We start from the raw sequence: 25,212 nt of genomic DNA, 5'->3' as shown, positions 1-25,212 counted from the left end.
CATCCTAGCGTCCAGCGGCCCCATCTCGGTGGACGCACAAGAGCAGATGTGGATTGGCAACGCTGATCCTCGAACGATGCCAATCCAGATTCTTACCCGTTCTCCATCAGAAGGTCTTAGCGATGGAGAACCCGAAGTTGCGCGGCTGGATGAATCGGAAGGCGTAAGGCGGATAGGTTCCCAGGCCGCCGCCGATCGCCACGCGCTTGTCGGTCAGATTGTTGACGTAGATGTTGAACGCCCAAGAGCCGTGATTGATTCCGGCGTTCAGATCCAGCTTCACATAATCGTCGAACCGCGTCCTCCCGGGCGTCGGCAGGAAGATGCCATAAGAGTCGCCGACATAGCTAAGCGAACCGCCAACGAAACCGGTCGTACTTTCACTGAGGCTGAAATGATGCTCGATGGAAAGATTGGCGGAATATTTGCTGCTGTTGGGCAGCCGATCCCCCTTCAATCCGTAGGCCGTGCTGGTCGCCGGAAAGTCTTGCGTCAGCACCGCATTGTTATAGGCACCCCACGCCGAGACAGTCCAACCCCTGACCGGCCGGGCGACCAGCGAAAGCTCGACACCCTCGCTCTTCGCCTTGCCGCCATTGTCGATATAGGTGAAAAAATTGACCGGGTTGCTCTGCAGGAATTGGATACCCGTCCAGTCGATATGGTAAAGTGAAAGATCGAAGCTCAATCTGTTGTCGAGCACGCTTCCCTTCATTCCCACTTCATAATTCTTTGTCTTATCGGGACCGTAGGAACAAGGCACATCGGCTACGATACAGGTGTCCGCTGGCGTGGGATTGGAAACACCGCCGCCGGGCCGAAAGCCCGAGGCCAGTCTTGCGTAGACCATCAGATCCCTCGAAAACTTATACCTCGGTGCCAACAGGTAAGTGAAGGCCTTGGACTTGTTCTCGCTGCGGGGACTTGGCACCGGAGTAGGATAAAAAGCGCCGGAAAGCGTCGAAAAGTCGTTCACACCCCTGAGCCAGCTCTGTCGGGCGCCGAGTTCGACATCGAACCGATCCGTCAAATGAACAATCAGATCAGTGAATAACGCTTTTTCGTAAGAATGAGTCCGGCTAACAATTTTAAGAAGGTTGCCGGCGATTGCGCCGGTCGTTGCATTCACCGCCGCATAATCGATGTCAGTGTCGAGCTTATCGGCCCGATAAAAGCCTCCGACTTGCCAGGTCAACATGCTCCCGATCGGTGTGGAGGCCCGGACTTCTTGGGTGAAACCCTTGGCGTTGGAATGGGGGAAAACCTTGGAAGCGGTATAATCCGGACCGAAGAAGAGCGTCGCGAACGGGCCATAAGCGAAGGTCGCATCGAAGGAGTTCGTGAACTCCATCACATTATAGCCGGTGAGCGACGTGAGGTCGAAGCTGCCGATCTGGCCCTTCAGGGTAAGGCTATAGGCCTGGATCGTCTGGTCGAAGATACCGGTGCCGATAACGAAATTCTGCTCCCGGTTCCCGAAACCGGGAACAAGGGTGGATTGGCCCGACCCGTCGGTCTTGACCTTCTGGACAAGAGCGCTCGCCTTGGCGGAGAAGGAGCTGGACGGCTGCCACAGGATGGCGACGCGTCCGCCATATGAATCCTGCTCGTTGATCCCGTCGATCCCGACGACGGGATTGTCGATATAGCCGGGTTCGTTGCGGAAGAATCCGCTGGCGCGAACGGCGAGCGTTTCGCTGAGGGGAAGATTGACAGCGCCCCGCAGCGAATAGCCGATCGAGTTGCCATTATCGACGCCACTGATCCCGGCCTGGACCCGGCCCGACACCCGCTCAGTCGAAGGGTCCTTCGTGACGTACCGCACCAAACCGCCCATGGTGGCGCTGCCGAACAGCACGCCCTGCGGCCCCCGCAAGACTTCGATCTGCGCCAGATCGCTCGGGTCGAGATCCGGGATCGTGTTCCCGGTAATGCCGAGCGGCACGTCATCCAGCAAAATCCCGACTGTCGGGGTGCTGCCGAGGCCGGTGGTGATGCCGCGGATCTGGACGATCTGCGAATTGCCGATGTCCGGCGATGGCGAGACGCTGAAATTGGGAATCTTCGTATAATAATCCTCGATGCGCAGCTGATTGCTCTCGACCAGCGAATCCGCGCTGATCGCAGTCACCGAACCCGGCACGTCCTGAAGCCGCTCCGTTCCCTTCTTGAGGGCCGTAACGACGATCTCCTGCGCTCCTTCGCCAGCCGGCGCTCCCCCCTCGTTCGGGGCGGCGGTCTCGGCCGCCTGCTCCGATGATTGCGCCGCAGCCATCGCCGGAAACAGAAAGCTGCTCGCCAGGAGCGCCAACGTCATGTTCGATTTCATTTCTTTTCCCCTCTTCCCTGCACATGGCCGTCATCATGGTCAGGTTGCGGCGAAGGGGGCGATCGGGAATAGAAGTTATTCGACAATAGATTGAAGGTTTGAGCCGGCTTGAACTTGGTTGCAACGGAGCCGCGCCCGGGCGCGCTGTCGGAAAAACTATTGCGTTGAAATCATGTCGCCGCGCTGATGCGGAGCGGATGCCGGCGAGGATCGCTTTCGATCCTAATCCTGCCGTTGGCGGTCCGCCTTATTGGCTGAGCGGACGCCGTAGACAAGGTAGATGAGGATGCCCAGCACCATCCAGATCCCGAAGCGCAGCCAGGTCTCTCCCGGCAAGGCGAAGGCCATATAGCCGCAAACGATGATGGCCCCGATCGGCACGGCCGGGACCCAGGGCGCGCGAAACGGCCGCTGCGCGTCGGGATATTTGCGGCGCCACACCAGGACCGCGGCGGCGACCGCGACGAACGCCGACAGGACGCCGATGGAAACCATATGGCCCAAGGTCGCGATCGGCACCGACAGGCTTATTCCGCATGCCACGATTGCGGTCGCGATCGTTGCGGCGACCGGCGTCCGCTTTTCGCGGTGCAAGCGCGCCAGGCTGGCCGGCAGCAGGCCATCCTGGGCCATTGCGAACAATATTCGGGATTGCGCCATCAATATGACGATCAGAACCGATGCCATGCCGATGGTCGCGCCAATGCTGACGAGCGGTACCATCCAGCCGGCCTCCGGGCCCGCGGCCTCCACGGCAACGCCGATCGGATTGGCGACGTTCAATGCGCGATAATCGACCATCCCCGTGACCACCAGCATCATCGGAATGAACAGGAGAGTGCAGGTGGCCAGCGAACCGATCAGTGCGAACGGGACATCGCGCTGCGGCCGGCGCGCTTCCTGCGCGGCGACCGCGACCGTATCGAACCCCAGATAGACGTAGAACACGATACCGGCCGCGCGCAGAACGCCGCTCCAGCCATATTCGCCCCAGACCCCCGTATTGGCCGGCACGAATGGCTGCCAGTTCCGGGGATCGACATATTGCGCGCCCGCCACGATCACCAGGAGAATGACGCCGACCTTGATCGCGACAAGGATGCTCACCGCGGTCGCGGAGAAGTCGACCCCACGAACCGCGATGAAGGCCGCGACCGCCATGATCATCACCGGCAACAGCAGATTCACGATCAACGGCGACGACGCAACCGATGGCCCGAGCAGGACCGCGAAATAGCCTGAGAAAGCCTGGGCGACGATCGCGGCGGCGAACAGATATTCGAGGATCAGCAACCAGCCGACCAGCCATCCGACGAACCGCCCGAACACCCGCGAACTGAACGAATAGGCGCTGCCCGCGCTTGGAAACATGGCCGCAAGCTCGGCATAGCACAGGCCCGCCAGCACGCACCCGAACGCCGCGATGAGGAAGGAGAAAATGATTGCGGGCCCGGCGAACTGCGCCGCCGCGGGGCCGGGTATGACGAAAATTCCCGAACCAATGATCGCCCCGATGCCGATGGACAATAATTGCCAGCGGCCCAGCACCGGCCGCAGGGACACAGGGCCTGCGGTGCCCGCCGGATCAGTCACGACGATTGGACCGCTCGGCCTGTGTGGCGCAGCGATCGCCGGTCATTGACTGACGTTCGCGCGCTTTTGCTGCGCAATGAACCATGAAAGATGGCCTTGGAGCACATTGAGGGGCATCGCACCATTGCCGACGGCAGCCGCATGGAAGGCGCGAATGTCGAAGCGATTGCCCAATTCCGCCTCTGCGCGCTTCCGCAGTGTCCGGAACTGCTCGTAGCCCAACCGGTAACCAAGAGCCTGACCGTAAAGATCGGTCGAGTATCGCAGCGTTTCGGTGGCAGCCAAGGCGTCCGATTCCGCGCCGTGCGCGCGCATATATTGACGCGCCTTGTCCAACGACCAGCCGAGGGCGTTCAAGCCCGTATCGACAACTAATCGTGTGGCCATGAACGACTGCGTCAGCAGATGGCCATATTCTTCATACGGATCCGGATATCCGCCCATTTCCCCCGCCAGATGGGCGGAATATTCGGCCCATCCTTCATTGAACGCCGCATTGAACAAAAACTCGCGAACCGGATGAAGAGACTTGTCCTCCGCCGCCAGTGCGACCTGGAAATGGTGTCCCGGGATAAGCTCATGGTAGATCAGATGCGGCGCCATGATCAGTGAACGTTTATCAAGCTCCGATGCATTATATCGGTAGAAGCCGCGCGGTTCGGAGGGGTTCGGGTCCTGATAATAGCCGAAGGTCATCCCCGCCTCGCCAGCCGCGTCCAATCGTTTCACGCCATAACCGGCCTTCGGAAGAGTCGAGAAATATTGCGGCACTGTCGGCTCGATCCGGCCAATATAGGCCAGATACCGTCCTTCAAGATCCTCGGGCGTTTTTGCGAAGAAGCGTGGATCCTTGCGCAACTGCGCTTCGAATGCCTGGCGATCGCCTTTGAACCCGACCTTCGCGCGGATGGCCTCGAGCTTTGCGTCGATATCGGCGAGTGCCGCCAAGCCGCGGTCGTGCACCTGCTGAGGCGTCAGTTGGAGGCCGGTATTATAGGTAATTCGCCGCCGGTAGCTCTCCAGCCCTCCCTGATATTGGCCAAGGCCAACGTCCGTTGGCGCCTGTGAAACATAAAGATCGTCAAAAACACCAATCACATTGTCGAGTGCCGGAACGATCCGCTTCTCTATGCGGCCTGCAACGGCCGCCTCAAAATCGGCGCGTTGCTTTGCATCCACTTTATCGAGCCGACCCGGCGCCACGCGCAGCATCTGCGACGCCGCGTCCCTCAAGCCGATATAGCTCGCCTTGATGCCGTCGATCGCCGGGCGCGGCACCCGAATTCCGCGTGCCGCCTGTGCCCGGGTTTTCGACGTCATTTCCTCGATCATCCGGGCATATTCGTTCAACAGGTTCAGGTAATTTTCGCGCTGCGACGGGCTATCGAGCGGCTGTCCCTGGAGAATTTGTCGGGCCCCCGATAGCGCGAACCCGCCATTATAAGGGGTGACCGCGAAACTGAGCCAATAATCCTCCTGGGCATGAACACGGCTTTCGAAATGGTGACGGAGCGTCCCTGCCAGGATCCACTGATCGTGCGGCAAATCGGCCAGATCTATTTTCGACAACCTGGCAAGTTGCCGAGTGGCGAATTCGCTTTCCCGCTTGGCTGCCCCCGGCGACAGATCGTCCAGGCGGGTGACGGGAAGCCCTTGGCTCAGGCGCACATAAGGCTCGGTCGCGCGCAGATGGGCCAGCAAATCGTCGGCGATGGCCTTGACGCCGTCCTTTGCTTGAGATGCCTCTGCGCCGCTTGCACCTGCCCCAGCCGTTGCCGGACCTTCTGCCAGTCCCGCTCCCAAAGCGAACAAGGCAGCAATGGCTATCAGCCTGAAATGCGCGACGACCATCATTTCATCCTCTCGTTCTGAAGCATGCGTGCCGACCGGTCGTCGTCATTGCACCCTTACATAGTCCACGGCTTGGGAAGCAGGATTCAGCGGGGATATTCCATGCAAGCCCTCCGCGAACACGAAGCCGATGATCTTGTTGGCGGCATCGTAGGTGAACCTCACCGGGTAAGCAGCCGGCTGGTATCCGCGAAAACATGCCGTGAAGCTTCCGCGCCTGGCGGGAACCAGGTCGGCGACGGATGTCGGTTCGAAGACCAAGGCCGGCCGCCCATTCTCGACGACGATCTCGGCGTCGCCGAGCAGATCGCTATGATATTTCCCGGCGATGTCCGCTGCAGACGGCGTCTCGCCACTGCCCGTCGCGTCACATTCGGCGGGCCGCGCCGAAACCGGCTTCCAATCCTTCGGGCGCGCGATGATTTTCTGCTCAGTTTCGCGGGACACGGGAATGTTCAGGAAGTGATCGGCGACGCGCAAGGAGATCGTCGCGGCGGTGAAAGCGGATTGGTAATCGAGATTCTGGAGGACGACGATTCCCATATTGTCGTCCGGAAACATGACAACGTTGGCATTATATCCGACCCGGCCGCCGCCATGTGAGACGGTGCGGCGCCCTTTATAAGTCCCGGTCTGCCATCCCATGGCGTAACCGATCGTCGATCCGCCCTCGGGGTAGTGGCTGTAATAGTCGGCCGTCATGAGGACCTGCGCCGAATGGAGTTGGCGCATCTGCGCCTCGCTCACCAACCTCTTCCCCTGATAGAGGCCGTTTGCAAGGTGCAACCGCACATATTGCGCCATGTCACGCGCGGATGAATGGAGCATGCCTGCGGGGAAAACGCTGCGGTCTGATCTCCAGGGAAGAACTTGAAGCTTATATTCGGCTCCGGCCTCCGATGCGCCGGCCGGTACCAGTCCATGCGGAACCGACACGTTCGCACTCGGATCCTTCAGCGCGTCGATTCCAACCGGCCTTCCCGCCGGCAAAGCGCAGAGCCAACATGTTGCCAGATTGGCTTGATCGATGAAGCTATATTCGGTGCTGTAGGAATTCTTCATGCCAAGCGGCCTGATAATGCGGCTCGTGACGAAATCGTCCCAGCTCTGGCCGGACGCATTCTCGATCACCTTGCCGAGGATCGTCGTCCCCGTATTCGAGTAGGTGAAGGCACCAAAGGCGGCTTGCGGTACGATATAGCGCGCACCGCGGACCGTTGAATCAAGATCGCCGCCGCGGACGAAGTAGCTCAGAAATCCATCGATGCCGAGGCGATGGGCGGCCAGATCGCGTACCGTGGCATGCTGGGTGATCCAGGGATCGCTGAACTGCAATGAGGGAATATAGTCGATGACCGGCTTGTCCCAGCCGACCTTGCCGTCGTCGACGACCATCGCCGCCGCGGTCGCATTGAACGATTTCGTCACCGAGCCGATGCCGAAGCTGGTATTCTCGTCGACACGCTCCGGCCGGCCGGCCTGGCGCACGCCATAGCCCCGCGCGAAAATGATCTTGTCGTCCTTGACGACGGCCACCGACACGCCCGGAATGTCCCATTCCTTCATCAAGGCATCGATAAAGGTGTCGACATCCTTCGCCGGTGCGGCGCTGGCAGCAACGGAGCCAGCCGCCAAGAGTATCGCCCCCAGGAATTTAGCGGATCGGCTGAAGCCCGTTGAACCGCCCATGACCTTGTTCCGCATCACGCTCCCCTTTTTTTCATTTGAATATTCGGCCCGGGTAAGGTCATTCACCCAGGCCTTCTCGACGCCGAAGTTCCTTGATCCAGGCAATTGTCGGATAGCAAATATACGACAAAGGCTTGAACTTTTCGGGCATGCATGATGGCGAAGTTCCGAGACATACAGAAACTATGGCACATGCTGGATTGAAGGCTGCAACCGGCTGGGACTCAGACAGGCTTCCGACACGCCGAGATCCATCAGTTCCCGAGGAAAGCCGTCGCCCGCTATCATACTGGAGGCCAGCCGCGACACGGCAGGGCTTGTCATGATGCCGGCACCCCCTTGTCCGGCCAGCCAGAAGAAATTTGGCGCAACCGGATCCCAACCCACGACCGGATTACCGTCGGGCGCGAATGTTCGGAGGCCGGCCCATTTCCCGGCTATGGCCTTTGGACGTAGCAATGTCGCCTTCTCGATCCGGTCGATCGCCACAGCAATATCATATTCATCCGGCTGGGCGTCCGCGGCCGAGGTTTCGGACTCGTCGGCAGGAGAAACAAGCAGCGAGGAGCCGTCCGGCTTGAAGTAGAAATCCTCGTCCACGTCGACGACGCAAGGCCATGAAGAAGCATTCAGCTCACCGGCCTGAAGTACGACCATGGTCCGTTTCGTAACAGTGAAGTGGATGGTGGCGGCGCCGGCGAGAGCCGCCACATTTCCAGCCCAGCCTCCCCCGGCATTCACCACATGTTTCGCAGACAAAGTCTGATTGCCTGCCTCGACAAACCATTGCTCGCCATGTCTCTCGAGCCCGACGACTTCGGCATTGTTCATGAACGTGCCGGATCGGTTGCGAAACCCGCGCAGATAGGCCGAATGCAGTTCATGGACGTCAATGTCGAACACGTCCGGATCGAAGGCAGCGCCGCCTTCGGTCAGATAATCGGGATCGAGAACCGGACATCGTGCACACGCGCCCTCGATGGTCAGGGTTTCGAATCTTTTCCCGACATCGAATGATGTTCTTCGCAATTCCTCCAGGCGACCGAGCTGATCCGCCCGCGCCACCCATAAGATGCCGCGCGGCGTAAGGAGCGGCGTGTCCGTGAAACCCTCCGGCGCGTTCGTCAGGAAGGGGAGACTCGCATGGGCGAGGCGCGTGATTGTTGGCCCGCCATAAGGTGAAATGAACAAGGCGGCCGAACGTCCGGTCGAATGGGTACCGCCGATCGGCTCGCGCTCCAGCAGAACGACGCGATGCGTTGCGGAGAGCTCATACGCGAGCGAGGCACCGGCAATCCCTGCACCGACTACGGCAACGTCAAATTGTGGCATCAATATCCATCCCGGCGATCACCGCCGGCAGATGGACATAATGGCCGTCACGACACTAGAAGATATTCGACATTGTCTTGAACAAAGTTCATTCCAGGCGCGGTCGAGCGATCGAAAGGCCGGTGGGGTACAATAAGAGGACGGGATTCATGATCTCAGGTGAAGGCAAGTCCGATTCGCTCTCTCGATCCAAGATCGATGCCGACGGTCGTCCGCGGCTGGCAGGAGTCCAACTGCGCGTCGGCTTCCTGCTGATGCCGGACTTCACTTTGATGGCGCTGACAGGTTTCATCGAAGCATTGCGTCTTGCCGGCGACGAACTGGATCATAGCCGCAATCTCTATTGCAGCTGGGAAGTCATGGCCCCTCGCCCCAAGGCCATAAGATCGAGCAGCGGCCTTTCGGTCCTCCCCACTTCAGGTCTCAAGCCACCGGAGAGTTTCGACTATATCGTCGTCATCGGCGGCCGGCTTGAGAGCCACGACCGCACCGATCCGTCCATCATCGACTATCTCCGAGCCGCCGCGGACGCCGGAATACCATTAGTAGGCGCTTGCACGGGCAGCTTCCTGCTGGCGCGGGCAGGACTCATGGACAATCATCGTTGTTGCGTTCACCAATTCCATCTCAGCGACTTTCAGTCCGAGTTTCCCGACATAGAAACAGAGCCCGACCATCTGTTCCTGGTCGACCGGCGACGTATCACGTCCGCCGGCGGCGCGAGTTCCATCGACCTGGCCATGCATCTCATCCAACGTCATTGCGGAAGGGCGCGCGCGCTCAAGGTCGCCTGCCAGCTCGTGTTCGAGGAAGCGCGTGCCGGCAACCACCCGCAGGCGCGCACCGCGGTCGATTGGAGTGCCAATGTTCGAAACCCGATCATTCGCCGGGCACTGCTCGTCATGCAGCAGAATATCGGAACGACCATTCCGATTCCGACCATAGCGTCGACGGTGGGCGTGAATGCAAAACAGCTGGAGCGGCTCTTCCTCGCGCAACTCAATGCGTCGCCGATCAAGATCTATCGGCAGATCCGGCTCGAAAGGGCGCTCTGGCTAATCGAGCACAGCGTCAAGTCCATGTCTGAAATCGCCTATGAATGCGGCTTCTCGGACGCGTCGCATTTCTCCCGGACATGCCGCGAAGTGTTCGGCACATCGCCCAAGGAAATCAGGGAGACGCGGCTCAACCGCGCCGACAATCCGACATGTTCCATCACTGGCATGCTGCCCGATCTCCTGCCGGCTTGAGGGTAAGATACCCGGTCCACCAGTGGATCGACGCTTCGATCCGGAAGCGGCCTGTCAGAGAACCGGCAATTCCAGCCGCGATGGCGACCCCGCATCGTGGAAGATGCTGAGCATGGCCTTGCGCATCCCGACAGCCGTGGCGATCGGCTCGCCCGTATTCGGGTTGGGGTCGATGAGCGGGAACATGTCCGGCCGCAGCAGCAAGGCCAGCCTTTGGCCAGGCGCCAGTTCGTGGCAGACCAGGGTCAGCTTCAAGCGCGCTTCGACTTTCACGCCGGGGGTCAGCAGCACCTCCCGGTCGAATCCTTCGCGGTAGCGCAGCCGCAACGCATGCTGGGCCAATTGCGCGATCGTGCCGTCGGGACGGATCTCGGCGAGGTAGGCGGCAATGTCGGCATCCGGCGCATCGACCGCAACGTGCAGCACCAGCTCCGCTTCGCCGACGATCGTCAATTTCTCCTCGAAAGGCTCGGTCGCATAGACCAGAGTATCGATATGCCGCGCATGTTCGGTGAGGTCGAGGAATCGGCCCATCGCATCGGCGAGGGTCGGGATGAAGGGCGTGTCCGGATCGGCCTGCATCCTGTCCGCAGGCCCCTGCCCTTGGCTCGCGACGAGGCGGCCGTCGCCGCGCTCGCCATTGGCATTGCCGCCGCTGCTCAGGAACAGGTCTAGCCGGCGCGCCTCCCTGGGCGGGAAGGCGCTGAACGATCGATATTCATTGCGGCCGGTAATATAGACTTTCGCCTTGCCGCCGAGATCGGGCCCGTCTCCCTTGCCCTTCAGATGCCTGTCGAAGAAAGCAAGCCGGATCGGGAAGGGATCGGCACCGAGATCGGCATCGAGGTCGAACGGCCCGTAGCGGTCGCCGCCGCCCAGGAAGACCTGTCCATGGTCCCATGGGCCGATGAGCAGCTGGCGGTCGTCGCGATCCCCGGCATGGGCCATCAGGCCGTTCCAGGCCGTCATCGTGCCGATGCTCCAGTCGAAATTGCCGGTGACGATCAGGGTCGGCAGGTCCATGGCCGCATAGTCCGCGGCGCTCATCGTCTTCGCCTTCCACCAATGGTCGAACGTGGGATGATCGAGCGAATCGCGATAATGAGCGAGCTTGTCGCCTTCGAGCAGATCGTCCGCCGCATCCTTGACCGGCCGCATGGTCAGCCGCCGCAGCCAATCGGCCTGGCTCAATATCGGCATCGCCGAAATGAAGCCGCCGGTGAGATCCGCCGGCGATCGCGCCGAAATCAGGTTCAGCCAGTTGAGCGTGTGCAGCCGCGAGAAGCAGCCGCCATAATAAGGGATTTCCTGGAAATAATCGGCCGCGGTGACATGCGGGATCATGCATTTGAGGTGCGGCGGCCGCGCCGACGCCGCCAGATATTGCGTGAGACCGACATAGGACCCGCCGTCCATGCCGACCTTGGAATCGCACCAGGGCTGGGCGGCGATCCACTCGACCGCATCATAGCCGTCGCTCCGCTCATAAGGCGAGCTGAACTGGAACTCCCCTTCGGACTCGCCCGTGCCCCGGATCAACTGGCAGACGAACGCATAGCCCTCCTCGACATAACGCATCAGGCCGAGCCGTGCCCAGCCCAGCACCTCCTCGCGGTACGGCGTGCGCCACATGATCGCAGGCGCCGGAACACCGCCCGCCGGCAGCCAGACATAGGTGTCGAGCCGGACGCCATCGCGCATCGGCACCAGCATGCGGATGTCCGGCTGCGGCATCATCTCCACTGCCGGTGCGGCACCGCGGCCGGCATTGCGGAGCAAGCTCATCGAGTCGGTAGAAGGTTTGCGCCTTGCCCCCTCGCGCTTGTCACTCTTCTCGCCGCTCACAGACAATCTCCGGGCTTTCTCGACAATACATTTCTGTATGGTCCGGACGCATGCGGCAAGTCAAGCGCGCGGGGATCGGCCGAGCTTCGCTCCAACCAAGCTGATGATGCGCTCAGCCTTTGATCATGCGGTTCTGACGAACAATCTCGCCATCACGCCAATCGCCTGCATACGGCCCTGGTCATCCGGATTGGCGAATTTGACCTCCGCATCGCGGCCGCCCAGCATCGCGGCGATCTTGAAGGCATGTTCGCCGATCGGGGACATCGCGCATAGCTCACCTTCGCCGCTCGTGTCGTAGATTCTCGCCTTGGTCGAAAATCGCGCCACCGGATTCCCCGCCTCGGCAATGATATCCAGCTTGAACATGTTATTTTCGTAAGTGCCTGCATAAGCCTTGGCATCGAACGGCGTCACGGCGGTGGGAGAGACCAATGACTCGTTGGGCACCTGGCCGGTCCAGCTTTCGAGGATCGGATCGACGACGAACGGCTTGAGCGGGTCGGGCAGGTCGCAATTGGTCAGCAAGGCCAGAACGCGGCCCGATTCCGGATGCGCATAGAGGGACGAAACGACGCCCGGGCCGCCGCCGCCATGGGAAATCATGTTTCCCGGCAGGATCATCCAGCCGAGGCCGATCTGCCAGGGCGGCGAGAGAAGCCCCGCCGTGCCCGTCACCATGCGTCTGGCGGAGGCTTCGGACAGGATGCGCACGCCATTGGCGCCCACTCCGGTCGGAAAGGCGCGCGCGAAGGTGACGAGGTCCGCCGCCGACATCATCAAGGTCGCACCGGCCGGTGCGAAGCTCAATGGCAGGAAGGGCCGCGTCGTCTGCACCATTTCTCCGGTCGCCGGATTGCGCAGATCGCCGACGCTGCAGCGGAAGCGCGGCAGATCGGTAAGATCGGCAAGTGCATGCTCCATTCCGAGCGGCTCGAAAATCCTGGTCTTCACGAGCGTGTACCAGCTTTCGCCTGCAAGCTCCTGGCTCAGGTAGCCGGCGATGACCGTGGCAATGTTGCAATAGGATGCCGCTTCGCCCGGCGGATGCAGCTGGCCAAGACCGGCGCAGCGCGCGATCGCATCGGCGACGCGTTCCTGGTCCGGGCCATGATCGGGAAGCACGTCGCCATCGATGCCGCTGGTGTGATTGACGAGCATGCCGCAGGTGATCCGTCCCAGCGCGTCCATATCGCCCAGGCGCAGCTCGGGAAGATATTTGCCGACCGGATCTTCGAGGACGACCTTCCCCTCGTCTACGAGCTGCATCAGCAAGGTCGTATTGAATATCTTGGTGATCGAGCCGATGTGCATCAGGGTATCGGTCGTGACGGGGTCCTGCGTTCGGCTGTTGCGCAGGCCGGCAACCGCTTTGTGCAGCGTCTCGCCATCCCAATAGGCCCAGGACGCACCGGTGACTCCGGTCTGCCGCAACGCCGTTTCGAGCTGGTCCTGATAATCGTTCATCTCAAGTCTCCGGATTTCAAGATTTCGTGCCCAGCAGCGTCACGAGCCCGCGTGAAATGCTGGGGGCGGCGGTCTGCACGTGGGTGGCGCCGGGGATGAACCAGCTGTGCAGCCGCAAACCGGGGAAATGCCGCGCACCCAATTGCTCCGCCATCCGCGCCGTGGCGCTGTAGATCAGGAAGGGATCGGCGATCTCCGCGCCGCCGGCGGTGAGCAGGACACCGGCCCGCAGATCGTCATTCTGCCTAGCCCATGCCGATTCCAGGCGATTGATTTCGCCGCCCATCAGGCCCGGGCTGACGATGATGTAATCGGTGAAGCTGTCCGGCCTGGTGAACAAGGTGTAGCAGCAGAATGTGCCGCTCGCGGAGACGCCGGTCAGGATTCGCCGCTGTGTATCGACGCGATAATGCGCCTCCATCAGCGGGATGATCTCGGTGCGCAGAATCTCGAGAAAGTCGGGTGCGCCGCCCGTCTCCAATTCGACGCCGAGCATCCTGGTGACGTTCGCCAGATAATCCCTCGTCTCCGCGGACAATTCGGCCGGGTCCATTTTCGGCATATATTCGTGATTGCGGCGAAGCGGGTTCGTGGCCCTGTCCGGCAAGGAGATGCCGACGACGATCATTTCCGGAACCTGCACCTGATCGGGTTTCGGCGCCATCGACCACATCGCCTCGGCCATCGAGATTTCGTGGGACATGCCGAAAATCATGTCGGCATCGAGGACGACGAGCAAAGGGTAACTGCCCTCGCCTTTATGATAGCTCAAAGGCAGGCCGATCCGCACCTCGTAGGATCGGCCGTTAATCTCCGATCGAAGTTCGATCATCTCGACCAAAGGGTCGACATAGGGCTTGGGTGGTATCGAAATCATATTGCTTTTTCCTCATCCCGTTCGCGACTTCCGAATAAGATCAGCGATTGTAGATTTTCGGATCCGTGGGCAGCATCGCGCGGTCGACGATCTTCCCATCGTGGATCAGCACCGACAGCTTGCGGATGTTCGAAATATCCTGCAGCGGATCTGCATCGAGGATCAGCAGGTCGGCGATCTTGCCGGCTTCCAATGTGCCCAGGTCGTCGCCCAGGCCCGTCGCCAACGCGCCATTCTTCGTCGCCGCGACGATCGCTTCACGCGGCGACATACCCAGCTTGACCAGACCTTCAATCGCCAGGACCGTGCCATGGCCCATGTCCGCGAACATCGATCCGGCGGCGCCCGTTATGTCCTCGAAAGAGCCAGGCGTGCTGTCCGTTGCCACCGCGATCTTACAGCCGCCTTCGATCAGTCGCTTCTGGTTGCGGGTCCAGACGTCGACACTCATACCCCAACCCCATTTTTCGCGGAAATATTGCGCCCAGGGTTTGGGAAGGACGGTCCCTTGCTTGCGATCGGGCGACAGAGCGAGATAGGCGTCTTGAATGGGCTTCGCCGTTCCGACCGGCGTGCTTTCCGAATGAAACAGCACCTTGGCCGGTCCCGTCGTCATGTGGGCGAAGATGCCGTGGAATGTCTTGCTTCCGCAGAGGGTCTTGACTGCTTCGGGCCTGAATTCCTGGCGACCGACGATATCCGCATGGGTAATGATGTCGATCCCGACCTCGGCCGCCACCAGATTGCCCTCGACGCTTGAGGAGTGGGCCTGGACCTTCACACCACGCTGATGGGCGGTCTCGACGATCGTGCGCAGTACGCGCGGCGAAAAGGTCATCGTCACCGGATCATATTGGTGCGAGGTCACGCCGATCTTGATGAAGTCTGGCCCGAGATCGAGATATCTGTTCACCGCCGCGCGGACCTCGTCGGGATACATGGTGGTGAGCTCGGTGCCGACACCCTGTGTCATGAACGAATTGAATCGCTCCTCCAGCGGCGTCAGTTTCTTACTCGGCTCCCCGTCGCCATTCGGCCCGCCCCATCCCAAGATCATGCCGCCGACGAATAGTCTCGGGCCGATCGCCTCGCCGCGCCTGATCTTGTCGCGAACCTTCATCAGCGGCGGCAATGGCCCATAAGTGTCGAAGATGGTGGTGACGCCATATTTGAGCGCCATCTGCGCCGCTTCGAGCGCATAGCCATATTTTTCATACACATCCTTTTCGCCATAGACGAACAAGGGAAACAGTTCCTGCTGGAAGAAGCCGGTGATGTGGACATTGGTGTCGATCAGGCCGGGAATGATATATTTTCCAGACGCGTCGATATGTTTGGCATCCTTCGGAATGGCGATCGCGCCCTTGCCGACGCGAACGATGCGGTCGTCCTCGATCAGGATCGATGCGTCACGCAACGGCGTTCCGCCATTGCCGTCGATGATCGTCGCGCCAGTGATCGCGATCACCGATCGAGGCTGCGCCGACGCGGTCGACGACAACAGCGAAAGCAGGAGTGCCGCGGTGAGTTTCCTGATCATGGCTTATCCCTTTTCTATTTCCGACAAATGATCGGCCACGTTCACGACGATCGGCTTGGGATCGGCGGAGAGCGCATTGACGAGTTCGGCGAACGGCCTTTCGGCCATGCGGAAAGACAAAGCCGCGAAAATCCAGGCCGGGGCCGCGACCAGACAGATGGCGACAAGGAGCAGGCGGGGATCGGGGCCGAGCCAGCCGGACACCCATCCCACCAAGGTCGGCGAAAGGCCGGCGAGCGTGCCGTTGACGATGCCCCAGATCGCCGACATTCGTCCGCGCAGGTCGGGCGGCGCCATATCCTGCAGGATCGTCGGAATTGCGCAGCCGACGGCGGTAAAGATCAGCATCAGCAGGCCAAACAGCGCGAAGAGCTGCCAGTCCGCACCGACGAAAGGAAAGGTAATGAAGATCGGCAGGGCCGCCAGCAACGCGATCCAGTAAAAGCGGATCGACGCGACCGGCCCGAGCCGGACCACCAGCCGGCGAACGAAATAGGTGCCGATCGCGACGCCCGCAGTCAGGCCGACGGCGGTAGCGATGCCCATCAGCGATCCGTTCTGGCCCGGCGTCGTGCCGAACAGCCGGGTCGCCACGACTGGAAGCCAGGCGAGAAAGCCGCCGATGCCGAGCATGTAGCAGCCGATGCCGACAAACACGGATGCCACGGCCCGGCGATGCTGCCCCAGGAAGGGCCAGAAGTCGTGCTGCTGCGCCGCTTCACTCGCAGCCTCGGGCACTTCGCTACGATAAGCCAGCCGGGTAAAGGCCAGCAGCAGCAGAAAGATCGGTGTCGGCAGGGCGACCAGGAAGAAGGCGAGCCGCCAGGATTCGAACGCCTGCAGCGATGCCGGTAGATCGTTACGGAATTCGTCGAGCATCGCAATTGCGCCGCCGCCCAGCATCAGCCCGCCGGCAGCGCCCATCATGGCGAAGAAATAGACGAAACTGTTGGCCAGCAGTCTTTTGCGTCCCTTGAAAAGATCCGGCACGAACGCAACGCCGATCGGGATCAGCCCGGCCTCTCCGGCGGCGATCGCGACGGCGGCGAGGAAAAGCTGCTCGAAATTCTGTGCGAGGCCGCACGCCGCTGTGCCGAGCGACCAGGTAAGCACGCACAAACCGAAGACCAGCCGGCGGTCGAACCGATCGGCCGCCCAGGCGATCGGATAGACTGCGACGACCGCAAAAATAGCGAAGGCCAGTCCCTCGACCATGCCGAGCTCGCTGTCCGTCAGCCCCAGCGCGACCGCCAGCGGCGCGCCTGCCAGGACGAGAACCTGCCGGTCGACATTGGCCACCAGCATCAGCGCCATCATCACCCAGAGCGTGTACCAGCCGCCCTTCAGCACATAGTCGCCGGTTTTTTGCCGATCCGTCGATGCCGCTGGCTGTGATGGACTTATGCTTGCCGTCACCAATTCACCCATTGCCCCCTGCGTTCGCCGCGCGGAATTCGCCCAGCTTCACGTTCGGCATGCCGAGCTGGTCCATCACGAAGCACAGCCATTCTGCATAGTAACTGGCGGAGATTTCCGGATCGAGCGGCTGATGGCCGACACCCTTCCACAAGTGATAGAGGATCGGCCGGTCGGAAGTGTTCGCGTGCTGGAGCGCGGCGGTGAACTTGCGGCCGTGGAAGGGCAGGCAGCCTGCATCCGTTTCGCCGAATATCTGGAACACCGCCGGATAGGCCGTATCATCCTTCAGATTCTGATAAGGCGACCAGGCGAAGACCATCCGGGCTTCCTCGGGCTTCTCGGTATTGCCATAATCCTCGTAGGCGACCGCGCGGATCATCGCGTAATCGGGGGTAAGCGGCCAACCTTCCATCAGGTCGAACAAGGGCACTTGCGGGACGACGACGCGCCACAGGTCCGGCCGGTGGGCAATGGCGGCGCCGGCGAGCAGGCCGCCATTGCTCAGCCCGTTCATCGCCAGCGTCTCGGGCGTCGCCTCGCCACGCGCGATCAGATTCTCCGCGATCGCGAACAGATCCTCGAACACCTTATGCTTGTTCTCGAGTTTGCCAGCTTCATACCAGTCACGGCCATATTCACCGCCGCCGCGCAATGTGGCGCGGACATAGACGCCTCCCGCCTCGACGAACGGAACGACGTGGCCGAGAAAGCCCGGCACCACCGAGATATTGTAACCACCATAGCCGTAGACCAAGTCGGCTGCGGCCCCTGTCGCGGCCCGTCCCTCCGAACGATTGAATAGGGAATGCGCGTGCCGTCCTTGCTGGTTGCGAAGCGCTGCTCGACATGGATGCCGTTCAAACGGTGCTTGGGCGGGCTGAACTCGCTGAGCGCACCGCTGTCGAAATCATAGACATAGGTAGCGATCGATCGGAAGAATGTCTGATGCATGATCGCCAGCGCATCGGTCGACCGCAAAGTCCGCTGGAATTCCGATGCCGGCGAAGACCCCATGGCTTCGAGCGGCACTTCGCGCTCATTGCTTCCGTCGGCGTCGAAAGTACGGAAGCGCACCGAGGTATCGACGAGATCGGCGACGACCAGACGGCCCGCGCACAGGCCGGCAAAGCGCATCGCACCCTCGCCTTCGGCGACGAGCTCGCGCCAGCTGCCCGCATCCTGCGACGTCGCAACCGGGATGGCGACGACCCGGCCGCGCGGCGCATCGCCGGTGATGCGCGCAACATAGGTTTCAGGATCCAGCCACGCGCCATCGCACTCGTTCGGCCAGCCTGCGGGTAAGAAGGCCCGCGTCTCGCGTGAGACAAGGTCGACCAACACCATCGCTATCCGCTCATGCGGTTCGGAACTGAGGACGACGCGGCGTCCATCGGGTGAGACTTGCGGCGTGAAGGATGGAATATGCTCCGGGAGGAGATCATCCGAGATCGCAAGATCTTCGAAGGCCTCCGCCTCGTCCGTCACCGGCACGAAGCGGAGCAGGTTGCCACCCTCGGGCGTCCGCGCGGCCACGAAAAATCCGGACTCGTTCGGCAACCATCCGGGGCGGTTGCCGAGCGCGAACGCCGGCAGAGCCACCGGCAGCAGTCGACCGGTTGCCGTCTCCACGACTCGCCACTCACCGTTCGCCAGGGTGGCGTCGGCGAAGAACAAGGCGGCGAAACGTCCTTGGGGAGACGGATCCAGGTACATGAGACGGCTTTCCTCGCCGCCCGTCCGACCGGCAGCCAAGGAGATGGTGTCAGCGATAATTCTCGGCTCGCCCCCGTCCTTGTTCCGGACCAGAGCGATTGTTCGCTGCCGCTCATTGCCCTCGTCGGTCCAGAACCACCAGCCGCCTTTCAGTCGCGGCGCGTCGAGGAAGGATCCGTTCTCCTGCCAGTGCAATACCTCCGCCTTGACCGCCTCGTAGCGCGGCGAGTTTTTTGCAATCTGTTCCGCAATCGCATTCTGGGCCCAGCCATAAGCCAAGGCTTCCTCGCTATCCTCGTGCAGCCAGGCATAGGGATCGGGATAGCTGACGCCGCCGACAGTCTTGATCACGTCTTCGCGGCGGGCAGGCGGATAATCGGGCATCGATGGGTTTCCTCTCAACGTCGCGGGGCGCCTAGCCCTCGTCATCAAATCTGCAGCTGAACCTGCGCGGGCGCCTATTCCGCGCGATCGGCGAGCATCGCATCCAGCACGACCAGGCCAGTGCCGATCATGATCCGGGCGAGCGTGTCATGGTCGACCATTTCCAGTCGCTCGGCGTCCATTCCGCAGGCAATGTCGTCCAGCAATTCGTCGAAGACCGGCTCCAGCCGCGCGATGGCCTGCCGCACGCGCTCCGTCTGCTGCGACGCCTTGAGCAGCCGCACGAACTCGTAGACGTGGCTCATCATGTAGAGGCGCATGACGTGTTGCGTGAACCGCTCGCTCTCTGTCATCGTCCGGCCGTAGCTCGGATTATAGAGCAGGTCCCTTGTCTTCTCGGGCGAGGCCGACATGCCTTCATGCAAAAGATCGCGCGACGCAACCGTCCCCTGCTTCACCTTGCGGTATAGGGCGCTGTCGGCGTCGAGGTCGTCCTTGACCTTGTCCCATGCGGTCAGGATCTCAGTGACGATAAACTTGTTGTCCGCATCCTGGCGGATCTTGAGCTGGCGCAGACTCTCGCCGGTATCCTTTTGCGAACGCGTGATCGGGTGCTTGAGATAGGGCAGCTCGACTACGAGCGACTGCGCTTGTGGCTTGATCGACGCGAGATAGCCGGAACTGGTCTCGCCGAATTTGATGAATTCGGCGGGCGGAGCTCCCGACTTCGCATAAAATTCGTAGAAATTGGGAATGCCGGGCATCGACAGGACGCTCTCGCCATATTCGTCGCACATCACCTTGTGGAAGATGTTCTGCTCGAGCGGCAGCCCGCTCTCCTCGAGCAGGTCGTAAAAGGCCTGGTAGCGCTCGCGGCCGATATCGTGCTTCAGGACGTAGAACGCGCCGCCGGCCAAAGCATTGTGCAATGGGTAATAGAAATCCGGTCTGACCTCGTCGAGCAGCCGCATCAAAATGCGCGATTCCGGGACCGGCTGGTCGAAGCTGATATCCTTATACTGGACCGGGAAGGTCATATCGACCTGTTCGCCCAACTCCTGAACGTGGAAGCCCTTCATGTAAGCTCGGATGTCGAAGGGCTGCTGGGTCCAGCCTTCGTTGAGCTTTGCGCCATCGGGGTCGATGCAGGGAATGATGTGCCATTCGACATCCGCCTCCGCAACGGCGGGATGCCCTTGCCTCAGCAATGACATCAGGCCGTGGACGGTGATGCCGCCGATCGGCTCGTTGCAATGGATCGATCCGACCAGCATCGCCTTGAGCGAACCACGCCCGAAGCGGACATGATAAATGGGTGCGCCTTTTTCGCTGCTGCCCGCCACTTCGACGGTGAAGCGAGGATCGCCGCGCAACTCTTCGGCGAACGCGTCCAGCTCCGCAACGGAACAGAATTTGTCGTAGTGCGGCAGCGCGTGGAGCGCCTCATCGATGTTGATGGCAGAGCCGGTGGGCATGATATCCTCCCTCTGGTTTTAAGTTAGGTGTGGCTGATTCAGAGATAGCGTCCGAGCCAGTCCTTGATCGCGTCCATGCGGACGCGGCGGAGCGACGGATCCTCGATCATCTGCGTGCCATGCTTGCAATTATCGAGCCGCAGAAACTCGGTCTCGCAGCCATTGATCTTGAGGATGGCGTAGAGCTGTTCGGCCTGCTCCATCGGGCAGCGTATGTCGTTCTCGCCCTGGATCAGCAAAGTCGGCGTCTTGCAGCTATGGGCATGCGCGACGGGCGACAGCGCCCAATAGCGCTCCGGCTGCTCGTGCGGATGGCCGCCCATCTCGAGCGCGATCAGATCGGCGCCGGCGTCGGACACGCCGTACATGCTGATCATGGAATAGACGCCCTGTTCGGGGATCGCCGCCTTGAAACGGTCGGTGTGCGTCATCAGCCAGGCGGTCAGGTGGCCACCGCCCGACACACCGGTGACGCCTAGCCGATCGGGATCGATGATCTTGCGGGCGACAAGATCGTCGAGCATCGCCATGAAATCCTCATGTTCGGGATGGCCCCAGCGCTCGATGATCGCCGTCGAAAAGGCATCGCCATAATGGGTCGAGCCGCGCGGATTGGCGAAGAGCACGGCATAACCGGCACCGACCATCTCGTGAATGTCTTCGCAATAGCCATGGCCGAATGCGGCGTGCGGCCCGCCGTGAATGTAGAGCACGCCCGGGAAAGGCGCCTTGCCTCCGGCCGGCTTCATCACCCAGCCCTCGACCTTCATCCCCTCATTTTCGACCTCGACCCGTTCGAGCGCCGGCCAGGCAATCTCCGCCTGCCAGCCTTCATTGTGATCGGTGAGCGCGCGATCCTCATTGCCGTCCAGATCCATGATCCACAGCTCTGCGGGATGGAACAGGTCCTGCTTGCTGTAGAGCAATTTCCGGCCCGCCAGTGCGAGGGGCCGGGCGATGAAGTCGCCGCGCAGGATGGGCTCGACTGACTCTTCGCCGCTCAGCGCGATCCGGCAGATCGCGCCCTGGCCGCCAAAGGCAATTGTGGAAATCACCGACTGGTCGTTCTCGACCACGAACCGCATCGCGCCGCTGCCGCTCGGGCTGGTGACCTGGAAGGTCCCGGGCACCGACCGATCGAGCTGGGCGGTGCGGCAGGATTCTGCCCCCGTCGCGGCGTCGACCAGATAAAGCTGCCACTGTTTAGCGAAACTGTCCTCGGGCGCGCTGGCCACCATGATGCCGCGACCATCAGGAGTCCATTCCGGAGACATGGCCATCTGCGCTTCGCGGATCAATTTGCGCTCGCCCTTTACGTCGGTGACGTAGAGATCGCCGGCCATCGCGAACTTGGTCGCCCCACTGTGGCCGTTGACGACATAGGCGATGCGGCCTCCTTCGGGAGACCAACGGATCGCCGTGATCAGGCCGTCATAGGGGCTGATCGCCTTGGGCTCCTCGCCCCCTCCCGCGGGCATGACGTGCAGCGCCTGCGGCGCATCCTGCAGATAGCCGGGCAGTGAGTCGAAGCGATAGACGAGCGTCTTGATGCGCGTGTGCGCCTTCGGCTTGCGCTTCTTCGCCTCCGGGTCGACGGCGGCGAGCGCGATCCGGTCGTTGCCAGGCGACACTGCGAACATGGTCACGCCAGTTTCGAGGGAGGTGAGCGCGTTCAGCGCGCCGGACTTGATCACCAAGCGGTGGAGCTGAGGCGGCGCGGCTTTGTCGGTGGAGGCAAGGAAATAAAGGGTGGAGCCGTCGCCCGATATGGCGGGCGACATCGCGTTGGCGGCCCAGCCGGTGATCTCGGCTTTCTCGGCCGTCTCGGGATCCACCCGCCAGATCGTGCTGCGCTTCCGCTCGGTCTCGCTGGCCGCATCGCCGACCGTCTCGAACAACTGGTAGAAAACCGACCCGTCGGCGGCCACGACCGCGTCGCCGACATGCTTCGACTTGAAATTGTCGTCCTGCGCGAAGGCGCGCTTGGTCGTGGCGGCGGCGATGCTCGATTGGGCAGTGTCCGGCATGGGAACCTTTCTCCGAAAAAACGGGCGCCGCCCGGGGGAGGGGGCGGCGCCCCAGTCTAACCTTGGTCGGGCGATTTCAAATCGCGGCCCTTCACAGCAAAGTCTTCAACGCCCGCGCCAGGGTCGGGGCGACGGTGTCGACGTGATTGGCATCAGGGAACATCATGTGGTGCAGACGCAGGCTCTTGTAGCGCCGGGCGGAAAGCTGCTCGGCGAGGCGGATGGTGCTGCTCGGGATCATCAAAGCATCGCCGACCTCGTCCAGTCCCGCCGACAGATAGACGCCCGCGTCGAGATCATCATGGCTTTCCGCCCAAGCCGCTTCGAGATCGAAGATCGTGGTGCTGCCGATGCCCGGGCTGACGATCACATAATAAGCGAACAGCTCCGGGCGGCTGAACAAGGTGTAGCAGCAGAAGGACCCGCCTGCCGACGCGCCGAGCAGAATTCGGCCATCGGGCGAGACGCGATAGTGCTGCTCCACCGCCGGGATGATCTCTTCCGCCAACACCTTCTGGAAGATCGGCGCGCCGCCCAGCTTGATCTCTTGCCCGAGCCACTGGCTCACCCGCTCCATGTAACGGCGCGGCAGGTCGAAGGCGGCCGTTCCGTCTTCGCCCGGCATATATTCGAAATTGCGGCGAAACGGCTTCTCGGCGCGGTCCGGCAAGGAAATGCCGACGACGATATATTCGGGAACAGGCTGCCTTTCCCGTTCCAGCGGAGCCTGCGACCACATCGCGTTCAGCATCATCGTCTCATAGACCGTGCCGAAGGCGACATCGGCATCGAGCATCACCAGCAGCGGATAGGATCGATCACCGGTGGCATAGGTCGACGGCAGGCCGATCCGGACTTCATAACTTGCGCCATTGGCCTCGGCTGCAAGGTCGAAGATCTGGACGTTCGGTTCGATAAACTGTCGCGGCAAAATGGCAGTCATGTCCTGATCCTCTATGAGAGTTCAATGTCCTCAGTGCTGGCCGGCCGCGCACGAGGGACAGCCCGGCATGCGCGCGCCATGGTGGAGGAAGCGCTTGTAATTTCCTTCTTCGTCCAGCGGCGGGGGAAGGTCTGCGGTCAGCAGGGGGTGCTCTGGCAATCCGGCCAGGTCGACCAAGGCGCCATCCTTCATGACGGCGTGGATGCGCTCGTAATTGCGAGCGGCCTCCAGCGGATCGGCATCGAGGATGAGGAGGTCGGCGACCTTGCCCGCTTCGAGCGTCCCGAAATCATCGTCGACCTTATAGGCCCGGGCAATATTGCGCGTTGCCGCGCGCAACAGATCCATCGGCGCCATGCCCTTCTCCTCCATTGCGCGGAGCCAGACGAAATGGCCGGTGGCGAGACGGCCGAGGGCCTCGGCCTCGGGCAAGCCGTTCCAGGTGCCCTTGAGCCATGGCTCGCGCAGCATTTCCGGTGCGAAGACGCCGCCATCATTGGCGAGGAGGATGGGCGCACCGGAGCGGACGAGGTTGCGGGCATTGGTGTCGGCAGCCCCCCACATCGTCCATTCGAGGTCCGAGACGGTGCCCTTGACGTGCTCGAGCCCGGCATCGGTCAGCGGGAAGATCACCGCGCCGCATTGGCTGCGAGCGAAGAGCCCGAGCGTTTCTTCGGGGATCGCCACCGGTCCGGTCATGTTGCAATGGGTCACCAGATCGCATCCCGCCTCGATCGACATGCGCAGGCCTTCGACCGAAGTGCTGTGCGATTGCGCGGTGAGGCCGGCGCGATGGGCCTCATCGACGATGGCGCGCTGCGCCAGCTCGGAAAATTGCAGGAAGGCGCCGGCGGCCATGCCGCCATGTTCGGTCGCGCCATATTTCACGAAGTCGATGCCGCGCTCGATATAGGTTCGGACCTCTTCGCCGACCTGGGCCGGCGTCATCCACATCAGATGCCGCCCGCTATTCTCGACCCAGGTCGCATTGACCCGATCGACAAACCAGCTGCTCGCGACCTCGGCCGCCTTGGCAAAGAAATCGCCCGAAAATGGGCCATCGAAGCCGATGATGTTGCCCGCGCAGCGGATGCGACTGCCGATGGTTTCCCCGCGATCGATCCGGTCGCGGACCGTCATCAAGACCTTGCGCGGTCCCCATGTATCGAAGACGGTGGTCATGCCGGCCTTCAGGGCGACCTGCGCCGCCTCGGTGATCAACTCCTCGTAGCGGCCTTCGAAACGCAACAGCGTTTCGAGCGAGGCGTTGACCAACAGATGGACATTGGCATTGAGCAGTCCGGGAATGACGAACTTGCCGCTCATGTCTACGATCTCGGCATCCGCCGGAACCGCCAGCTGGTCGTGGCGGCCAATCGCGCTGATGCGGCCGTCCACGATCAGGATCGCGTCGCCTTCGCGCGACTTGTCTGAGACGCCATCGATGATGGTGGCGCCGATTACGAGCTTGTGCATTT

At 61.6% G+C, this 25,212-nt stretch carries 17 protein-coding genes; 1 reads left to right on the top strand and 16 read right to left on the bottom strand.

Going from position 1 to position 25,212, the window contains the following annotated elements; all coding sequences use genetic code 11:
• Positions 1 to 106: 106 nt before the first annotated feature.
• The 5 genes from RQX22_RS14720 to RQX22_RS14700 form a co-directional block, all read right to left on the bottom strand.
• Complete coding sequence (locus tag RQX22_RS14720) at positions 107 to 2,317, bottom strand: TonB-dependent receptor (protein ID WP_315727311.1); 2,211 nt, start codon at positions 2,315 to 2,317, stop codon at positions 107 to 109.
• Between the two features lie 234 nt (positions 2,318 to 2,551).
• A complete protein-coding gene (locus RQX22_RS14715) occupies positions 2,552 to 3,922 on the bottom strand; it encodes an APC family permease (RefSeq protein WP_315727310.1) in 1,371 nt (456 codons plus the stop codon).
• A gap of 42 nt (positions 3,923 to 3,964) precedes the next feature.
• Positions 3,965 to 5,776 carry a DUF885 domain-containing protein gene (locus RQX22_RS14710; RefSeq protein WP_315727309.1) on the bottom strand — a complete coding sequence of 604 codons (1,812 nt, stop codon included), beginning with the start codon at positions 5,774 to 5,776 and terminating at the stop codon, positions 3,965 to 3,967.
• 42 nt (positions 5,777 to 5,818) lie between these two features.
• Complete coding sequence (locus tag RQX22_RS14705; RefSeq protein WP_315727308.1) at positions 5,819 to 7,477, bottom strand: serine hydrolase domain-containing protein; 1,659 nt, start codon at positions 7,475 to 7,477, stop codon at positions 5,819 to 5,821.
• Between the two features lie 168 nt (positions 7,478 to 7,645).
• Positions 7,646 to 8,794, bottom strand: coding sequence for an NAD(P)/FAD-dependent oxidoreductase (locus RQX22_RS14700; protein WP_315727307.1), 1,149 nt, complete (start codon positions 8,792 to 8,794; stop codon positions 7,646 to 7,648).
• A gap of 149 nt (positions 8,795 to 8,943) precedes the next feature.
• Here RQX22_RS14700 and RQX22_RS14695 point away from each other — a divergent pair, with 149 nt between their 5' ends.
• Positions 8,944 to 10,044 carry a GlxA family transcriptional regulator gene (locus RQX22_RS14695; RefSeq protein ID WP_315727306.1) on the top strand — a complete coding sequence of 367 codons (1,101 nt, stop codon included), beginning with the start codon at positions 8,944 to 8,946 and terminating at the stop codon, positions 10,042 to 10,044.
• Positions 10,045 to 10,098: 54 nt separating this feature from the next.
• Here RQX22_RS14695 and RQX22_RS14690 read toward each other — a convergent pair whose 3' ends face one another.
• From RQX22_RS14690 to RQX22_RS14640, 11 genes are all read right to left on the bottom strand, one after another.
• The gene (locus RQX22_RS14690) at positions 10,099 to 11,829 is read right to left on the bottom strand and encodes a CocE/NonD family hydrolase (RefSeq protein ID WP_315727305.1); all 1,731 of its coding nucleotides are present in this window, start codon (positions 11,827 to 11,829) and stop codon (positions 10,099 to 10,101) included.
• A 183-nt stretch (positions 11,830 to 12,012) separates the two neighbouring features.
• Complete coding sequence (locus tag RQX22_RS14685) at positions 12,013 to 13,356, bottom strand: serine hydrolase domain-containing protein (protein WP_315727304.1); 1,344 nt, start codon at positions 13,354 to 13,356, stop codon at positions 12,013 to 12,015.
• 16 nt (positions 13,357 to 13,372) lie between these two features.
• Positions 13,373 to 14,233 carry an alpha/beta hydrolase gene (locus RQX22_RS14680; protein ID WP_315727303.1) on the bottom strand — a complete coding sequence of 287 codons (861 nt, stop codon included), beginning with the start codon at positions 14,231 to 14,233 and terminating at the stop codon, positions 13,373 to 13,375.
• A gap of 40 nt (positions 14,234 to 14,273) precedes the next feature.
• Positions 14,274 to 15,773: an amidohydrolase family protein gene (locus RQX22_RS14675; protein WP_315727302.1), complete on the bottom strand. Its 1,500-nt coding sequence runs from the start codon at positions 15,771 to 15,773 to the stop codon at positions 14,274 to 14,276.
• 3 nt (positions 15,774 to 15,776) lie between these two features.
• Entirely contained in the window at positions 15,777 to 17,201 is a 1,425-nt protein-coding gene (locus RQX22_RS14670; RefSeq protein ID WP_315727301.1) for an MFS transporter, read from the bottom strand.
• Positions 17,194 to 17,844 carry a prolyl oligopeptidase family serine peptidase gene (locus RQX22_RS14665; RefSeq protein ID WP_315727300.1) on the bottom strand — a complete coding sequence of 217 codons (651 nt, stop codon included), beginning with the start codon at positions 17,842 to 17,844 and terminating at the stop codon, positions 17,194 to 17,196. Before RQX22_RS14665 ends, RQX22_RS14670 begins: the two co-directional genes overlap by 8 nt.
• Positions 17,742 to 19,289 (bottom strand): prolyl oligopeptidase family protein, encoded by a 1,548-nt coding sequence (locus RQX22_RS14660; RefSeq protein WP_315727299.1) that lies wholly within the window; start codon positions 19,287 to 19,289, stop codon positions 17,742 to 17,744. Before RQX22_RS14660 ends, RQX22_RS14665 begins: the two co-directional genes overlap by 103 nt.
• Positions 19,290 to 19,363: 74 nt before the next feature.
• Entirely contained in the window at positions 19,364 to 20,764 is a 1,401-nt protein-coding gene (locus RQX22_RS14655) for a M14 family zinc carboxypeptidase (RefSeq protein WP_315727298.1), read from the bottom strand.
• A gap of 38 nt (positions 20,765 to 20,802) precedes the next feature.
• The gene (locus RQX22_RS14650) at positions 20,803 to 22,791 is read right to left on the bottom strand and encodes a S9 family peptidase (RefSeq protein WP_315727297.1); all 1,989 of its coding nucleotides are present in this window, start codon (positions 22,789 to 22,791) and stop codon (positions 20,803 to 20,805) included.
• A 91-nt stretch (positions 22,792 to 22,882) separates the two neighbouring features.
• The gene (locus tag RQX22_RS14645) at positions 22,883 to 23,734 is read right to left on the bottom strand and encodes an alpha/beta hydrolase (RefSeq protein WP_315727296.1); all 852 of its coding nucleotides are present in this window, start codon (positions 23,732 to 23,734) and stop codon (positions 22,883 to 22,885) included.
• Between the two features lie 30 nt (positions 23,735 to 23,764).
• Entirely contained in the window at positions 23,765 to 25,210 is a 1,446-nt protein-coding gene (locus RQX22_RS14640) for an amidohydrolase family protein (protein ID WP_315727295.1), read from the bottom strand.
• Between the last annotated feature and the right edge of the window lie 2 nt (positions 25,211 to 25,212).

The sequence above is a fragment of the Sphingosinicella rhizophila genome, assembly GCF_032378825.1.
GTDB lineage: Bacteria > Pseudomonadota > Alphaproteobacteria > Sphingomonadales > Sphingomonadaceae > Allosphingosinicella > Allosphingosinicella rhizophila.
This window is presented reverse-complemented; position numbering and strand designations above follow the sequence as displayed.

Excerpts from the sequence above, each read along its gene's own strand:
- RQX22_RS14675 (WP_315727302.1), bottom strand. The coding sequence starts at position 15,773 with ATGATCAGGAAACTCACCGCGGCACTCCTGCTTTCGCTGTTGTCGTCG.
- RQX22_RS14670 (WP_315727301.1), bottom strand. The coding sequence starts at position 17,201 with ATGGGTGAATTGGTGACGGCAAGCATAAGTCCATCACAGCCAGCGGCA.
- RQX22_RS14720 (WP_315727311.1), bottom strand. The coding sequence starts at position 2,317 with ATGACGTTGGCGCTCCTGGCGAGCAGCTTTCTGTTTCCGGCGATGGCT.
- RQX22_RS14680 (WP_315727303.1), bottom strand. The coding sequence starts at position 14,233 with ATGATTTCGATACCACCCAAGCCCTATGTCGACCCTTTGGTCGAGATG.
- RQX22_RS14655 (WP_315727298.1), bottom strand. The coding sequence starts at position 20,764 with ATGCCCACCGGCTCTGCCATCAACATCGATGAGGCGCTCCACGCGCTG.
- RQX22_RS14700 (WP_315727307.1), bottom strand. The coding sequence starts at position 8,794 with ATGCCACAATTTGACGTTGCCGTAGTCGGTGCAGGGATTGCCGGTGCC.
- RQX22_RS14640 (WP_315727295.1), bottom strand. The coding sequence starts at position 25,210 with ATGCACAAGCTCGTAATCGGCGCCACCATCATCGATGGCGTCTCAGAC.
- RQX22_RS14690 (WP_315727305.1), bottom strand. The coding sequence starts at position 11,829 with ATGAGCTTGCTCCGCAATGCCGGCCGCGGTGCCGCACCGGCAGTGGAG.
- RQX22_RS14710 (WP_315727309.1), bottom strand. The coding sequence starts at position 5,776 with ATGATGGTCGTCGCGCATTTCAGGCTGATAGCCATTGCTGCCTTGTTC.
- RQX22_RS14650 (WP_315727297.1), bottom strand. The coding sequence starts at position 22,791 with ATGCCGGACACTGCCCAATCGAGCATCGCCGCCGCCACGACCAAGCGC.
- RQX22_RS14705 (WP_315727308.1), bottom strand. The coding sequence starts at position 7,477 with ATGCGGAACAAGGTCATGGGCGGTTCAACGGGCTTCAGCCGATCCGCT.
- RQX22_RS14660 (WP_315727299.1), bottom strand. The coding sequence starts at position 19,289 with ATGCCCGATTATCCGCCTGCCCGCCGCGAAGACGTGATCAAGACTGTC.
- RQX22_RS14685 (WP_315727304.1), bottom strand. The coding sequence starts at position 13,356 with ATGAACGATTATCAGGACCAGCTCGAAACGGCGTTGCGGCAGACCGGA.
- RQX22_RS14695 (WP_315727306.1), top strand. The coding sequence starts at position 8,944 with ATGATCTCAGGTGAAGGCAAGTCCGATTCGCTCTCTCGATCCAAGATC.
- RQX22_RS14645 (WP_315727296.1), bottom strand. The coding sequence starts at position 23,734 with ATGACTGCCATTTTGCCGCGACAGTTTATCGAACCGAACGTCCAGATC.